This is a genomic window from Affinundibacterium nitidum, assembly GCF_014284155.1.
Taxonomy (GTDB): domain Bacteria; phylum Pseudomonadota; class Gammaproteobacteria; order Burkholderiales; family Burkholderiaceae_D; genus Undibacterium; species Undibacterium nitidum.
Genome location: NZ_JACOFZ010000001.1, coordinates 1,378,023 through 1,391,953, shown reverse-complemented (window position 1 = coordinate 1,391,953; position 13,931 = coordinate 1,378,023). Strand labels below are relative to the sequence as shown.

Here is a 13,931-nt window from a genome sequence, read left to right as displayed (position 1 = left end):
CCTAGCGTTGTGGTAATGGAATGCGTTCGACCTCACCAGGCACTTGTTTGAGTGACCCTTCGGTTGGCGCGCTTTCCCAAATGACCGCGGCGGCATCGATCGCTTCTTTACTACTCGCGACAAAATTCCACCACATCAAGCGTTTGCCCAAATTCTTGCCGCCAATAACCACAAAGCGCGCTCCATCTTCACCGCTTCGAATCGCTCGTAGTTGATGCATGACCAGCATATTGCCATCTTCAATTGTCTTATCATCGACTTCAGTGTGACCGCTAATTGGATAGATCGCCTGTTCATCCGCCAACATTGGTAGTTGCCAACTCGAGTTTGCTGGCAATTGCACGTCAAGATACAAGGTCGGTGAGAGTGTTGGTACCGGCGATGTCGCACCAAATGCACTGCCGACTAGCACTCGAACTTGGGCTGCGCCGATGTTTAGTTCAGGGATTGCTGCTGCCGGCGTATGGCTAAATGAAGAATTAATGGCTTCCATTTCTTCCGGTACGGCGATCCACAACTGCAAACCATGGTTGACATAGGTTTGATTTTTCTGTTCTTCGGGTTTGCGTTCGGAATGCACAATACCATTGCCGGCAATCATGAGATTGATCGCGCCAGGCTCTATGCGTTGTGCATAGCCCAGATTGTCGCGGTGCATGATGACCCCGTCAAACAAATAGGTGATGGTCGCCAAGCCGATATGGGGATGAGGGCGTACATCATGATTATCTGCTGGCGTGACGGTCACTGGGCCGAAGTGGTCGAAAAAGATAAACGGCCCAACGGCTTGCCGCTGCACTGCTGGTAGCAAACGGCGGACGACAAAACCACCGCCGAGATCTTTAGCGTGTGCTTTAAGTAAATCCGTTATGGGAAATGCAGAGGTATTTTCAGTCATAACGCACGCTCAACTTGGGTAGTGATTTCAGTCGTAACACTGGTCATTAATTTATGGACCGGGCATTTTTCAGCGACGGCGCTGAGCTGTTGAAATTCTTCGTCACTAAAGTCGCCGCTTAAAACTAAACGCGCATTGAGCTTGTAGACGCCGTGACGTTCCTGACTGTCGTCACGTTCAATGCGGGTGTCGATATTGCTAATTTTGATGCCTTTTTTGTTTGCGTACCACATCAAAGTGAGTGCTTTGCAGGAAGCGAGCGCCGCATCATACAAATCATGTGGGCTCGGCCCTAAATCTTCACCGCCTTCGGCTGTTGTGATGTCGCTGACGATCTGGTGTTTGCCGGAGTGTATTGTTTGAGCGGTAAGTGCGCCGATCGTCGAGGTTAGATTAATGCTCATAGGAATGTTTTTTGACTCTTTTGCATGTAAAAATGCTGTCATTGGCTACAAACTATTTCTCGTGATTAAGTCCGAGATCAATACCTAGTGAATGGGTTTGAGTTGTAAATTCGATCGTGATACCATTCGCGGTTTCGCAAATGTAGCAGGGTGGGCAGAAAATCGGGAAAAATTTTTCAGATTTCTGAATTCACGCTGCAGTAAATGTAGTTACACATATGATCAGTCATGGCGTCCAATTTTCGATAGCACAGCACGCTCAGTGGGCGCCGGGGCTGGAAACAGATTCTCTGTGGGATGAGTGGGCTGCTGAGCGTACGCTGATTAGTCCGACGAATAACACTCCACCTGGTGTGCAAGACATGCCTGCCATGTTGCGCCGGAGAGCCCGTTTCTTAGGACGAATGGCTTTGGAAGTTGCCTATCGCTGTCTCGGCGAACGCCAAGATATTCCAACCATTTTTTGCTCCCGTCATGGTGAGGTTGATCACTCGGTCGAATTGATTCAAGAACTCAATACCGAAGGCGGTATTTCACCGATCGGGTTTAGTTCTGCTGTTCATAATGCGACGGCTGGTTTGTTTTCGATTGCACGTAAAGATCGTAGCAATCATATCGCGATCGCTGCTGGTGCAAGCACGGTGGAACACGCTGTGATTGAGGCTTGTTCTTTGTTAGAGGATGGAGCACAAGCGGTGCTCCTAGTTAATTACGAGCAAGCTTTACCTCCCGTTTTCGAACGATTTCAAGATTGTTTGGAGCAAGCTTATGCTTGGGCTTGGTTGATCGTCCCTGCGAGAGAAGATTCGGTGACCCTACAATGGAAAAAGGGGGCTTCGATTTCTGCGGATACTCCATGTGATGTTTCGGGAGTAAGTCCTCCCGGTCTGGATATTTTACATTTCCATTTGGCCAAAAGTGCGAGCCTAGAACGGTCTGCTAATGGCTTGCAATGGACGTGGTCGCGTAATAGCGATGCGGTCTGAGAACAATCAGATGCAATCATCAGTGAGATTGGCCTCGGTAATGGGGCGTTACTGGCGCTTATTTGGCACAGCTGTGAGCTTTACAGCATTTGGTGTGGGCGGCGTTTTGCTTTGGTTGTTGGTATTCCCTTGTTTAAATATTTTTGTGTGGCAGCCTAAGCGACGAATTCGTTGGTCTCGTGAAGTGATTCGAATTAGCTTTCGAGGCTTCATCGGTTTGATGAGTGGTTTGGGGGTTCTCAGATACCGCATTGAGGGCGCTGAACGATTACAGCGCGGCGGTTTACTTATTTTGGCCAATCATCCTAGCTTGATCGATACGGTTTTTTTGATGGCGTTCGTTGAACGTGCTGACTGCATTGTAAAAGCGGGCTTGTGGAAAAATGTGTTCACCAGAGGCCCTGTTAGATCTGCCGGCTATATCAATAATGAGAATGGCTCCGATTTGCTCGATGCGTGTATTTTGACACTTGAAGCGGGTAACAACCTTATCGTTTTTCCTGAGGGAACAAGAACCCCTGTGAGTGGAGATATTGAGTTGAAGCGTGGAGCCGCCAATATCGCAGTACGAGGTGAAAGAGATGTCACTCCAGTGGTTATACATTGTGAACCTAAGACTCTCAGTAAAGGTGAGCCGTGGTGGAAAATTCCAGAGCGGCAAGTGCAGTTTAGCATCGAAATTAGAGAAGACATTTCAATTCAAAATTTCACTGCAGGTGGCGATACGGATGTGATTGCAGCGAGGCAGTTAACTAAGTTTTTACAACAATATTTTATACGGGAAACAGCACATCATGCTTGAACAAGAAGTTAAAGAGTTGATTATCGATGTCTTGCAGTTAGAAGATATTACCCCAGCCGACATCGACAATGCATCACCGCTATTTGTCGAAGGTTTGGGACTTGATTCTATCGATGCGTTGGAATTGGGCGTTGCTCTGCAAAAGCGTTATGGAATTACGCTCTCGGCCGATGCCGAGGATACTCGCCAACATTTCTCTTCGGTAAATGCCCTAGTGAAATTGATCGAAACACAAAGAAAGAAGTAAGGGAATTGCGCCATGGTGGTTGTTAGTGAAATGAGTAAAGACGAGTTGTTTGTATGGGTCGTCGATTTGCTAAGTGAAATGTTCGAGTTGGAAAAGTCCACTCTGACCTTGGAATCCAATTTATACGCTGATTTAGACATTGATAGTATCGATGCTGTCGATCTTGCGGTACGCCTAAAGCAAATGACGGGTTTGCGTCTACAGCCTGAAGTCTTTAAGCAAATTCGTACGATCGGCGACGTTATTGAGGCACTCACTGGCCTCAAGCCGGAGTAATTCTATTAACGCTCAAATTCGCACCAAAGCACTAACCGCTCTTACGGTTATCGTCACTTTGCTTTATCCCTTGGCGATATGGTTTGGTAAAGGAAAAATAGAGCCGCGCTGGTTGGCCGGTTTGCTGTTAGTGCTTGTGGCAACTCGTGTCCCAGCGCTCAAGGTCAGCAAGTTGGCTCGCTGGTCTGCGCTCTGTGCGTTGATGATGGTCTTGGTGGCGGTTTGGATGAATGCTTTGCTGCCCCTCAAGCTATATCCCGTTTTGGTCAATCTCGCTTTCTTGATTACCTTTACCTATAGCTTATCAACCCCTCAGTCCATGATTGAGCGTTTTGCACGTTTGACAGAGCCTGAATTGCCGCCTTCAGCGGTGCGGTACACCCGAAACGTTACCAAAGTTTGGTGTGTGTTTTTTGTGCTCAATGGCAGTATCGCTTTTGCGACAGCTGTTTGGGCCTCACAGGAAATATGGACACTCTACACGGGCGTTATTTCGTACGCATTGATGGGTGGCCTATTTGCAGTTGAATACCTTGTTCGTATCCGTTTTAAGCGTCGACATCAAAACGACAACGACTGAGTAAGTGTATTGAAAGTGTATTTTGTTTGACCATGTTTGATATTCATCGAAAAATTATTTCGCAACGAACTTCGACTGCACCAACGGATTTGGTTGGGTGGCAGGGTAAAGACGCGGTCACACAAATCCAATTCGCTCAAAAGGTCGCTCATTGGCGACTGGTAATGGCTCAGTTTTCGCCGAATGAAATCGCACTCTATCTGAATGATAGTATCGAATTTGCAGCAGCCTTGTTCGGCGCTTGGCATGCGAAGAAAACAGTATTTTTGACCGCTGATGTACTCGAAAATAATTGTCGAAATCTGGCACGAAAGTTGTCGATTTTTGTAGGTGATTTTCCAGCCAATTTTGCAACATCTTTGCCTCTAGTAAACGCACACAGAGTCATTGACGATAAAGCTAGCGAAGCGGGTTTGCCACAGCTCGATGCAGACTTTCCTGCTTTAGTGGTGTACACCTCGGGTAGTACCGGAGAGGCTCAGGCGATACCTAAGAAATGGTCGCAACTCGCCGCTGAGATTGAGACCTTAGAGTTGCTTTTCGGAGCGAAACTCGGGTCTGCAGATATCTTCTCGACGGTATCGCATCATCACATTTACGGACTCCTGTTTAAGGTGCTGTGGCCCTTTGCGAGCGGCCGCGCGATTATTGCTGAGGCACTTAATTTTCCTGAACAAATGCAGCAACATTTGACGCAGCGTAGATGTGCCTTGATTGCTAGTCCAGCACACTTGAAACGATTACCTTCCCATCTCGATTGGTCTGGTGTGCGGGAACATTTATGTGTTGTGTTTTCCTCCGGCGGACCGTTGTTGCCAGATGCACTAGCGAATGTACAGACACAATGGCTACATACCCCGATTGAAGTTTATGGAAGCTCCGAAACAGGAGGCATCGCCTGGCGCCAACGCCTTGATACCAATACTCAAGCGTGGCAAGTGTTCCCAAATGTGAGTTGGCGTATTGATCCTGAAGAGCGCTTATTGCAAGTTCGCTCTCCCCATTTGCCTGACGAAGAATGGTTTCAACTTGCCGATCAAGTTGATGTCGTCGACGCCCAGCATTTCCAATTATGTGGGCGACGAGACCGTGTCGTCAAAATTGAGGAAAAACGTATTTCTCTCAACTTGATGGAAAATGCACTACGCGAAAGCGGTTTGGTGCAAGAAGCCCACCTGTTGTTGAGTGCGGGTGATGCCGGTGCTGAGCCACCGCCTCAAGCGCGTCAGCATATCTATGCCTTCGTGGTGCTGACAAAAGAAGGGCGCGCTTACCTTCAAACGCGTAACAAGTTTGCCCTGAATCAGGCCCTTCGTGCTGTACTCAGCCAGTATGTCGAAGCGATCGCATTGCCTCGACGTTGGCGCTATTTAGACGCAATGCCAATCAATTCTCAAGGCAAAACGACGCAAGCCCAATTACTCTCAATGATGGAGCCAATTGGCGAGCAAGAAGTCGCCGAAAAAATCATCACAAAACCTCATTGGCGCGTGTTGGAACAGGACACTGAACGTTTGTTAATGGAAATCATTGTGCCCAGTGAATTATTGTATTTCAAAGGGCACTTCCCAATCGCGCCAGTTCTGCCAGGGGTTGTGCAAGTCGATTGGGCGATTTATTTTGCGCGCCAATATTTCAATTTGCCTATCAAGTTTATCGGGATGCAAGGGCTAAAGTTTCAGCAAATTATCAGCGCCGACACCCCAGTCCACTTGGAATTGCAACATCAGGTACAGAAACAATCTCTGCAATTTCGCTACTTTTCTGACCTTGGGCAACATGCCACGGGGCGAGTGCTTTTTGGCCCAGCAGACTCAATCTAAATTAACCGAATTAACCAATCTTCCATGCTAAACAAGAAATTTTCACCCGAGAAGCAAGGTGCATTTGCAGCACGTTTTGAAGCGCAAAAAATAGCCTTTGGACCTATCGTTTTTCAATGCGTACGTTATGCATGGAAACGTGGAATGTTGCAAACCTTGGCGGACGCTGGGAATGAGGGGCTAACAGTAGAGACCATGGCCGCAAGTGGCAAGTGGACCAGCTACGCCCTGAAATTAGTGCTAGAGACTTGCTTGTCGGCGGGCGTGGTGTATTTGCGCGAGGGCCATTATGTGCTGGATAAAGCGGGCTATTGTGTACTAACTGATAGCATCACGCAGATCAATATTAATTTTACTCATGATGTGTGCTACCAAGGCTTGTTTGAATTGGAACAATCTTTGGATGAGGAAAAACCGATCGGTTTGAAACATCTAGGTGCATGGTCCACGATTTATGAAGGTCTCTCGAATTTGCCAGAGCCAGCCAAGACAAGTTGGTTTGATTTTGACCATTTTTATTCCGATACATCATTCCCTAGTATTATGCCGGATGTCTTTGCAACAGCTCCGCGGCGGGTAATGGACATCGGTGCCAATACTGGTAAGTTTAGTTATGCGGCATTGAGCTATCAGCCTGAGGTCGAGTTGCATCTCGTCGATTTGCCGATACAGTTGAACGTGGCAAGACAAAATCTGGGTGAACAAGGTTTGCTTGAGCGTGCGCATTTTCACCCAACTAACCTGCTCGATAAGTCACTCACTTTGCCAGACAACATGGATCTCATCTGGATGAGTCAGTTTCTGAGCTGTTTTTCAGAAGATGCAATTGCGAGTATCTTGCAACGTGCGGCGCAAGCCTTGGTCAAAAATGGTCAGTTGCTGATTATGGATACGTTCTGGGACAGGCAACAATATGATATTGCTTCCTATTGCTTGATCAATACTTCGCCGTATTTTACAGCGATGGCAAGTGGTAATAGCAAGATTTATGAAAGTACAGATTACATCCGCTTAGCCGAAGCTGCGGGTCTTAAGCTGCAGACGGTGCGTGATGGTATTGGCTATTGCCATTCACTGCTGCGTTTCGTCAAAGTCGATTAATCGTTCGCATTCTGGTAAGTAGATATGTCTGAATTGAAATCCGAGTTTACGCCGTGCGTCGTGATTCCCGTATATAACCACGAACATGCAATTGGCGATGTCGTTGAGGCAGTGCTCCGCTTTGACTCGCCATGTATTTTGGTTGACGATGGCAGTAGTGCTGCATGTGCAGATGTGCTGCATGCTCTACAACAGAAGTATCCAACTCGTGTCGTACTCTTGAAACATGAAATCAATCAAGGGAAAGGCGCAGCGGTATTAACAGGCTTTGCTCATGCTGCAAAGAATGGATTTACGCATTTGCTTCAAGTGGACGCTGACGGCCAACATTGCGTCGCTGATATCGCACGTTTCTTCGCCCAAGCAAAATCTCACCCTAATGCGGTGATTGCAGGTTATCCGATTTACGATGAATCTGTTCCAAAACTTAGACTCTACGCTCGTTATTTGACGCATGTCTGGGTTTGGATTAACACACTGTCATTCTCGATTCGTGATTCTATGTGCGGATTTAGAGTCTATCCTGTAGCGCCTGTGATTGCTTTGATGTCACGTCATCAGGTCGGTCGACGTATGAACTTCGATACGGACATTGTGGTGCGTTTGTACTGGGATGGCTTGGAAGTGTTGAATGAGGGGACTCGGGTTGCCTATCCTGCTGACGGTGTATCGCATTTTCGTGTATGGCGCGATAATGTGTTGATCACCGCGATGCATACGCGACTCTTTTTCGGCATGTTGTTACGTTTGCCTCGCTTGCTTGCACGGCGATTTAAACGGAGCTAAACCAGCTTCGAATCTGAACCTGACACCTATATCATGCAAGAGACCACCACTAAACATTGGGCCAATTTTAACGAAGTCAGCTTCGTGGCTGGCATGCGCCTATTGTTTTGGATCTATCGGTGGTTTGGCCCCTGGCCTTTCCGCATAGTGCTTTATCCGGTTTTATTTTGGTATGTGCTCACGCAAAAAAAAGGGCGAGAAGCATCGCAAAATTATCTGCGACAAATGAACCGCCACGCTAAGCTCACTTTGTCAACGAATCTGTTTGGCGTGATGCGTCACTTTGCCGCCTTTGCTGAAACCATCCTCAACAAGATGTTGTTATGGGGTGGTTTGTTTAAGGTTGAAGATGTGGAGTACTACGGGCAGGAAGCCTTGCACCGACAAATTGAATTGAAAAAAGGTGCTTTACTTATTTGTTCGCATATTGGCAATATCGATATGTGCCGTGTGTTGTCTCGTCGTTACCCAGAAATTAAATTAACGATATTGGTCCATACCAAGCACGCGCAGAGTTTCAATCGCATGATGGGCAAACTGAATCCCGACAGCCAGCTTGATTTATTACAAGTGACCGAGATGACTCCAGCGACAGCAATTATGCTTGCTGAACGTGTTGCCCAAGGCGGCTTTGTTGTCATCGCTGGGGATAGAGTTCCTGTGTCTCCCAATCCTCGTGTCACGATCGTCGATTTTCTCGGTAAACCTGCTGCATTTCCGATCGGGCCCTATGTCTTGGGCAGCCTATTACAGTGCCCAGTATTTTTGCTTTTTTCTTTGCCGATTCAAGGTGTGCCACAAGTGCGTTTTGAATTGCTTTGCGAATCGGTGAACCCGAAACGTTCTGAACGTGAGCGAGCCTTTCATGTTTTGGCCTCTCAATACGCACAGCGATTGAGTTATTTTTGCACGCGTGCACCACTACAGTGGTTCAACTTTTATGATTTCTGGTACTCGACCGATACTCGAGTGACTACTTCTCAATTGGATATTTCTGATGCATCCCGCTGACCTTACTCCCTCCCAAAAACAAGTGCAATTTGATCGCTCGCGATTAAGTATTGAAGATATTGTGTCGATCGCTCATGGCGAGGCGCGTGCTCAATTGTCTGATGACCCTACTTTTCGCGCAGCGATTACACGGGGTGCGGAGTTCTTGGATCGACTTTTGCGAGAAGATGGCACCATTTACGGTGTGACGACAGGGTATGGCGATTCTTGCACGGTTAATATCCCTGCAAACTTGGTTGCCGAGTTACCGCATCATTTGTACACCTATCATGGTTGTGGCCTAGGACAATACTTGAACCCTGAACAAACTCGGGCTGTCCTTGCTGCGCGTTTAGCTTCTTTGTCTAAAGGTTTTTCCGGTGTGAGCATCGAGCTGTTAGAGCAAATCACCGGCTTGCTTCAAGCAGATTTATTGCCGTTAATTCCTTCAGAGGGATCGGTTGGCGCTAGCGGTGATTTAACACCACTTTCCTACTTGGCAGCAGTTTTGTGTGGCGAGCGAGAAGTAATGCGCAACGGCGAACAAGTCGCCGCAGCCCAAGCATTGCAAGAGGCAGGCATGAAACCTTTGCGTCTGCGTCCGAAAGAAGGCTTGGCGATTATGAATGGCACGGCCGTCATGACTGCGCTTGCCTGTCTGGCCTACGATAGAGCTGCTTATTTGACCCAGTTGACCACGCGCATCACTGCTATGGCTTCGATTACTTTAGATGGAAACGCTCATCATTTTGACGAGACTTTGTTTTCTGTAAAGCCACATGAAGGTATGCAGAATGTGGCTGCCTGGTTGCGTCAAGACCTACCCGCTGGGGCTGCGGAACGCAATGGAAAACGCTTGCAAGATCGCTATTCGATTCGATGTGCGCCTCACGTCATCGGCGTGTTGGCGGATGCACTTCCATTCTTCCGTCAATCGATTGAAAATGAGCTGAACAGCGCGAACGATAATCCAATCATTGATGCGGAAAATGAGCGCGTTCTTCATGGTGGACATTTCTATGGAGGGCACATTGCCTTTGCCATGGATGGTATGAAAAATGCAGTAGCTAACTTGGCAGATCTTATGGATCGCCAGATGGCATTAATGGTCGATAGTCGATACAACCATGGCTTACCGGCTAATCTTTCAGGTATGGTTGGCGAGCGTGCCGCTATTAATCATGGCTTAAAAGCTTTGCAAATTAGTGCGTCTGCTTGGACTGCAGAAGCACTAAAGTTGACCATGCCAGCATCCGTGTTTTCGCGTTCGACGGAGTGCCATAATCAAGATAAAGTCAGCATGGGAACCATCGCTGCGCGTGATTGCTTGCGTGTCTTAGAGCTGACGGAGCAAGTGGCTGTAGCGTTGTTAATCACCGTGAGACAAGGGGTTTGGTTGCGTCAACAAACGAATCCGGAAGTGACCCTGTCGCCAAATATCGTTAGCACGATGCAAGCTTTGGAGCAGCAAATCGCTCCGATTCAAGAAGATCGTCGACTTGATCCAGAACTGCGTCAGCTTTTGGTGAGCCTGCGCGAACAGAAATGGAAACTGTATGCGTAGAAAGAACACATCAAGTCCTTGGTTTGCTGAGACTGAGCTTCAGGTTCAGTTCTTTGATCTCGATCCTATGGAAATCGTGTGGCATGGTAACTATGTGAAGTATTTGGAGATTGCGCGTTGTGCTTTGCTTGATAAGATCGATTACAACTACGTGCAGATGAAAGAATCCGGCTATGCATGGCCTGTCATCGACTTGCAATTACGCTATATTGCATCGGCGCATTTTGGGCAGATACTGAAGCTTCGTGCCGAAATTGTTGAATGGGAAAATCGCTTGGTGATTCATTATCAAATTAGTGATGCCAAATCAGGTCAACGATTGACGAGGGCGAGTACAACTCAAGTTGCAGTGGATATTCGCCAAGGTGAGATGTGTTTTGTGTCGCCTCCGATTTTGTTTGAAAAATTAGGAGTTCCCTATGTTGAAAATTAAACTCTTTCCTGTTGTCTTATTCTTGAGTCTAAATCTAGCGCTCGGTCTGGTGAGCCCGCAGGCAAAGGCCGGAAATCCTGTTCCCGCGATTCAAAATATGTTGGCGAAGCCAAAAGTCTTGTGTGGACGTTTTGATCAAACTAAACACTTGATTGGAATGAAGAAACCATTGCTATCGAATGGACGATTCTGTGTGATTGCCGGTAAGGGTGTCTTATGGCGAACTCTGCAGCCGTTTCCTAATACTTTGAGGCTTACCCGTGATGAAATTGTTCATTTTCAAGGTGAGCGAGTGGCGATGCGCTTAGAGGCAAAACAAGAACCTGTAGTGCGTATGATCAACAGTGTTTTGTTCTCATTGTTATCTGGTGATTTAAGTCAGCTGGAAACGATGTTTGAAGTGGAGGGTAATGCAGACGCCAATAGCTGGAAAGTACAGTTGAAAGCGCGCGAAGCTGCTTTAGCGAAAGCCATCGGTGTGATTGCACTAGATGGGGCTGCATATGTAAAAAATATACAAATGAACGAAGCTAGTGGCGATCGTACTGTAATCATTTTTTCTGAAATTAAGACAGGTGAAAGCGCCATCACCGCGGAAGAAGCAGGTTTATTTTGAAGTCACTCGCATCATCATCAACGTTGAAAAAGCAGGGTTGGGCTTGGTTTCTAGTATGGGCGATGGTCGCGTCTTTGCTGGTCGCTCATAATGCGTATCTGTGGCTAGGTAAACGTATTTCGCCTGATACCGACATCTTAGCACTGCTGCCGACGCAAGAGCGTGACCCTGCACTGCAGCAGTCTTTTACGCATATGGTTGACGCGGCACAGCAGCGTGTGATCGTTTTGATTGGGGCAGAAGATTGGGAAAACACCAAAAAAGCAGCCAAGCAATATACCCAAGTACTCTCCTCGCACACGGATTTGTTCGACATCACGAGTCTCACAGAAAAAACGCAAAGCGACTGGTTAGCACCGTTTCAGAAAAACAGATTGGGTTTGCTTTCTGTTAGGCAGCAGGAACTGCTTAAAGCACAGAGTAGTGACGAATGGGCTAACGTCGCCCTGAGCAAACTGTATAGCGCATTTTCTGGGCCCAAATTAGGTTCGTTTCAAGATGATCCTTTTGGTACTTTTGAGACTTGGGTGCAGGAACGCGCTCAGGAGACACCAGTGCGACCTCGTGATGGTCATTTGTTTGTGGCAGATGAAAAACGCCAGTACATTTTGTTGCCGATTACGCTGGTGCCGCCGGCATTCTCGTTAACTGCTCAAGAAAAAGTGATTCCCCTACTTAATGAGGCGACTAAGGCTGCGCGTGCCGGAGTGAATGCTGAGATCGAAGTCATCAGTACTGGTGTTGTCTTACATGCAGCGGCTGCTGGGCAACAGGCTCATCAAGAAGTATCGACAATCGGCGTAGGATCCCTGATTGGGATTATTGTGTTGATGTGGTTAAGTTTCCATTCATTGAAACCGATTGGGCTCATCCTTTTATCAATTGGTATCGGTTTTCTCGGCGCCTTGTCGGTGTGCGTTCTCTTATTTGATGGCATTCATCTGATGACACTGGTTTTCGGTGCAAGCTTGATTGGTATTGCGCAAGATTATGGTATCTACTTTTTATGTCATCGCTTGGGCGCGACCGATGTGGATTCACGGACTCTTCTGAAACAATTGATTCCTGGACTATTGTTGACTTTGCTCTGCGCCATCATTGGCTATCTTGGCTTGGCGCTGACGCCATTCCCGGGTCTACGCCATATGGCAGTTTTTTCGGCGGTCGGCTTGTTGTTTGCGTGGTTCACCGTGGTTTGTTGGTTCCCACAATTGGTTCAAGAGAAGAACCTGAAAAGCGGCAAGTTAGTGGTTTATTACGATCATCTTCTTCAATTTTTTTCGGTGCCAAAAAACAAGGCTTTAGTGTGGACCTTGGCTCTATTTTTAGTTGGCGCAAGTGGGCTAGGGCTTTCCCGTATAACGGTGAATGATGATATTCGTTTGCTACAAACGCCACCGAAGCATCTAGTAACGGATCAGATGAAATTCGGAAAACTATTAGATGCACCGAGCCCGGTCCAATATTTCTTGGTACGCGGTCAGTCGACGGAGGTCGTGTTACAGCGCGAAGAAAACTTGAAGCGTGCCTTAGATGCTTTTGTTTCGCAGCGTGTAATTACCGGTTATCAAGCAATTTCAAATTGGGTTCCCTCGCAAAAGACTCAGAGCGAAAATCGAGCGCTGATTGAAGGTAAATTGTTGGCACAGAATGGCCCCTTACGGATGGTAGCGGCAAAAATAGGTGAAGATAATGAGTGGCAGGCAGCGATTAGGCAGAACCTCGGCACCTCAAATCAAACGCTCACCGTGGAGAACTTTTTTCTCACGAGTGCCAGCCAGGCAACTCGTCATCTGTGGTTAGGGAAAGTGAACGAAGAATACGCGAGTATTGTCGCGGTGAAGGGATTGCAGTACGCCAAAATTCCTCAATTGAGCCAGGCAGCGAATGGCTTAGACGGTGTGCAGTGGGTTGATAAAATTAGCGAAATTTCCTCGGTGCTAGGTCGCTATCGTCAAAACATGGGATGGGTTTTGATTGGGGCATATTTTTTAGTATTCGCACTGATGTTTCACCGCTATCGAAAAGACACGTGGCGAACCCTTGCACCATCAGCGATGGCGAGTCTTTTTACTCTTGCTTTATTGGGACTGACCGGCCAAGCATTGCAATTGTTCCATGTGTTAGCCCTGATGTTATTGCTTGGCATCGGTGTCGACTATGGAATCTTTATGCAGGAACAGAATCGTCAAGCCGCGAGCGATGAAACGAAAGATAAACGTGTGAGTGCAATGAACTTGGCTTGGTTAGCTACAGGGCTGTCAGCAGCCAGTACCCTACTGTCATTTGGCTTACTCGCATTAAGTAATACGCCTGCATTGCGAGCATTTGGCTTGACCATGTTAATTGGTACGGGTTTGGTTTGGTTGATCGTGCCGTTCTTTATTCGTCAGCGATCTGTTGCTACAACTTTCATGAAATGAGA

General features: G+C 47.3%; 15 protein-coding genes. 13 read left to right on the top strand and 2 right to left on the bottom strand.

Annotation, left to right across the window (positions count from 1 at the left end; all coding sequences use genetic code 11):
- Window position 1: 1 nt before the first annotated feature.
- Both H8K36_RS06055 and H8K36_RS06050 read right to left on the bottom strand, forming a co-directional pair.
- Window positions 2-898 (bottom strand): pirin family protein, encoded by an 897-nt coding sequence (locus tag H8K36_RS06055; RefSeq protein WP_186914607.1) that lies wholly within the window; start codon window positions 896-898, stop codon window positions 2-4.
- Window positions 895-1,302 carry an OsmC family protein gene (locus H8K36_RS06050; RefSeq protein WP_186914608.1) on the bottom strand — a complete coding sequence of 136 codons (408 nt, stop codon included), beginning with the start codon at window positions 1,300-1,302 and terminating at the stop codon, window positions 895-897. Before H8K36_RS06050 ends, H8K36_RS06055 begins: the two co-directional genes overlap by 4 nt.
- A 218-nt stretch (window positions 1,303-1,520) precedes the next feature.
- Between H8K36_RS06050 and H8K36_RS06045 the strand changes: the two genes are divergently transcribed.
- From H8K36_RS06045 to H8K36_RS05985, 13 genes are read left to right on the top strand one after another with little or no spacing between them, the layout of a single operon-like run.
- The gene (locus H8K36_RS06045) at window positions 1,521-2,288 is read left to right on the top strand and encodes a beta-ketoacyl synthase chain length factor (protein ID WP_186914609.1); all 768 of its coding nucleotides are present in this window, start codon (window positions 1,521-1,523) and stop codon (window positions 2,286-2,288) included.
- Window positions 2,289-2,298: 10 nt separating this feature from the next.
- On the top strand, window positions 2,299-3,090 hold the full coding sequence (locus H8K36_RS06040) for a lysophospholipid acyltransferase family protein (protein ID WP_230404301.1): 792 nt from the start codon (window positions 2,299-2,301) through the stop codon (window positions 3,088-3,090).
- A complete protein-coding gene (locus H8K36_RS06035) occupies window positions 3,083-3,337 on the top strand; it encodes a phosphopantetheine-binding protein (RefSeq protein ID WP_186914610.1) in 255 nt (84 codons plus the stop codon). The genes H8K36_RS06040 and H8K36_RS06035 overlap by 8 nt, the downstream gene beginning before the upstream one ends.
- A gap of 12 nt (window positions 3,338-3,349) precedes the next feature.
- The gene (locus tag H8K36_RS06030) at window positions 3,350-3,613 is read left to right on the top strand and encodes an acyl carrier protein (protein ID WP_230404300.1); all 264 of its coding nucleotides are present in this window, start codon (window positions 3,350-3,352) and stop codon (window positions 3,611-3,613) included.
- A 16-nt stretch (window positions 3,614-3,629) separates the two neighbouring features.
- Window positions 3,630-4,193: a COG4648 family protein gene (locus tag H8K36_RS06025; protein ID WP_186915707.1), complete on the top strand. Its 564-nt coding sequence runs from the start codon at window positions 3,630-3,632 to the stop codon at window positions 4,191-4,193.
- A gap of 32 nt (window positions 4,194-4,225) precedes the next feature.
- On the top strand, window positions 4,226-6,016 hold the full coding sequence (locus H8K36_RS06020) for an ApeI family dehydratase (protein ID WP_186914611.1): 1,791 nt from the start codon (window positions 4,226-4,228) through the stop codon (window positions 6,014-6,016).
- Between the two features lie 24 nt (window positions 6,017-6,040).
- On the top strand, window positions 6,041-7,117 hold the full coding sequence (locus H8K36_RS06015) for a class I SAM-dependent methyltransferase (RefSeq protein ID WP_186914612.1): 1,077 nt from the start codon (window positions 6,041-6,043) through the stop codon (window positions 7,115-7,117).
- A gap of 24 nt (window positions 7,118-7,141) precedes the next feature.
- Window positions 7,142-7,903 (top strand): glycosyltransferase family 2 protein, encoded by a 762-nt coding sequence (locus H8K36_RS06010; RefSeq protein ID WP_186914613.1) that lies wholly within the window; start codon window positions 7,142-7,144, stop codon window positions 7,901-7,903.
- Window positions 7,904-7,936: 33 nt separating this feature from the next.
- Window positions 7,937-8,914, top strand: a complete 978-nt coding sequence (locus H8K36_RS06005) for an LpxL/LpxP family acyltransferase (protein ID WP_186914614.1) — start codon at window positions 7,937-7,939, stop codon at window positions 8,912-8,914.
- The gene (locus H8K36_RS06000) at window positions 8,901-10,457 is read left to right on the top strand and encodes an HAL/PAL/TAL family ammonia-lyase (protein ID WP_186914615.1); all 1,557 of its coding nucleotides are present in this window, start codon (window positions 8,901-8,903) and stop codon (window positions 10,455-10,457) included. The genes H8K36_RS06005 and H8K36_RS06000 overlap by 14 nt, the downstream gene beginning before the upstream one ends.
- Window positions 10,450-10,890 (top strand): acyl-CoA thioesterase, encoded by a 441-nt coding sequence (locus H8K36_RS05995; protein WP_186914616.1) that lies wholly within the window; start codon window positions 10,450-10,452, stop codon window positions 10,888-10,890. Before H8K36_RS06000 ends, H8K36_RS05995 begins: the two co-directional genes overlap by 8 nt.
- Window positions 10,877-11,506, top strand: coding sequence for an outer membrane lipoprotein carrier protein LolA (locus H8K36_RS05990; protein WP_186914617.1), 630 nt, complete (start codon window positions 10,877-10,879; stop codon window positions 11,504-11,506). The genes H8K36_RS05995 and H8K36_RS05990 overlap by 14 nt, the downstream gene beginning before the upstream one ends.
- Window positions 11,503-13,929, top strand: a complete 2,427-nt coding sequence (locus H8K36_RS05985) for an MMPL family transporter (RefSeq protein ID WP_230404299.1) — start codon at window positions 11,503-11,505, stop codon at window positions 13,927-13,929. Before H8K36_RS05990 ends, H8K36_RS05985 begins: the two co-directional genes overlap by 4 nt.
- Window positions 13,930-13,931 lie beyond the last annotated feature (2 nt).

Bases quoted from the DNA above. Each gene is read 5' to 3' on its own strand.
- H8K36_RS05995 (WP_186914616.1), top strand. From the start codon at position 10,450: ATGCGTAGAAAGAACACATCAAGTCCTTGGTTTGCTGAGACTGAGCTT.
- H8K36_RS06005 (WP_186914614.1), top strand. From the start codon at position 7,937: ATGCAAGAGACCACCACTAAACATTGGGCCAATTTTAACGAAGTCAGC.
- H8K36_RS06030 (WP_230404300.1), top strand. From the start codon at position 3,350: ATGGTGGTTGTTAGTGAAATGAGTAAAGACGAGTTGTTTGTATGGGTC.
- H8K36_RS06010 (WP_186914613.1), top strand. From the start codon at position 7,142: ATGTCTGAATTGAAATCCGAGTTTACGCCGTGCGTCGTGATTCCCGTA.
- H8K36_RS06020 (WP_186914611.1), top strand. From the start codon at position 4,226: ATGTTTGATATTCATCGAAAAATTATTTCGCAACGAACTTCGACTGCA.
- H8K36_RS06040 (WP_230404301.1), top strand. From the start codon at position 2,299: ATGCAATCATCAGTGAGATTGGCCTCGGTAATGGGGCGTTACTGGCGC.
- H8K36_RS06045 (WP_186914609.1), top strand. From the start codon at position 1,521: ATGATCAGTCATGGCGTCCAATTTTCGATAGCACAGCACGCTCAGTGG.
- H8K36_RS06050 (WP_186914608.1), bottom strand. From the start codon at position 1,302: ATGAGCATTAATCTAACCTCGACGATCGGCGCACTTACCGCTCAAACA.
- H8K36_RS06015 (WP_186914612.1), top strand. From the start codon at position 6,041: ATGCTAAACAAGAAATTTTCACCCGAGAAGCAAGGTGCATTTGCAGCA.
- H8K36_RS06035 (WP_186914610.1), top strand. From the start codon at position 3,083: ATGCTTGAACAAGAAGTTAAAGAGTTGATTATCGATGTCTTGCAGTTA.
- H8K36_RS06055 (WP_186914607.1), bottom strand. From the start codon at position 898: ATGACTGAAAATACCTCTGCATTTCCCATAACGGATTTACTTAAAGCA.
- H8K36_RS06000 (WP_186914615.1), top strand. From the start codon at position 8,901: ATGCATCCCGCTGACCTTACTCCCTCCCAAAAACAAGTGCAATTTGAT.
- H8K36_RS05990 (WP_186914617.1), top strand. From the start codon at position 10,877: ATGTTGAAAATTAAACTCTTTCCTGTTGTCTTATTCTTGAGTCTAAAT.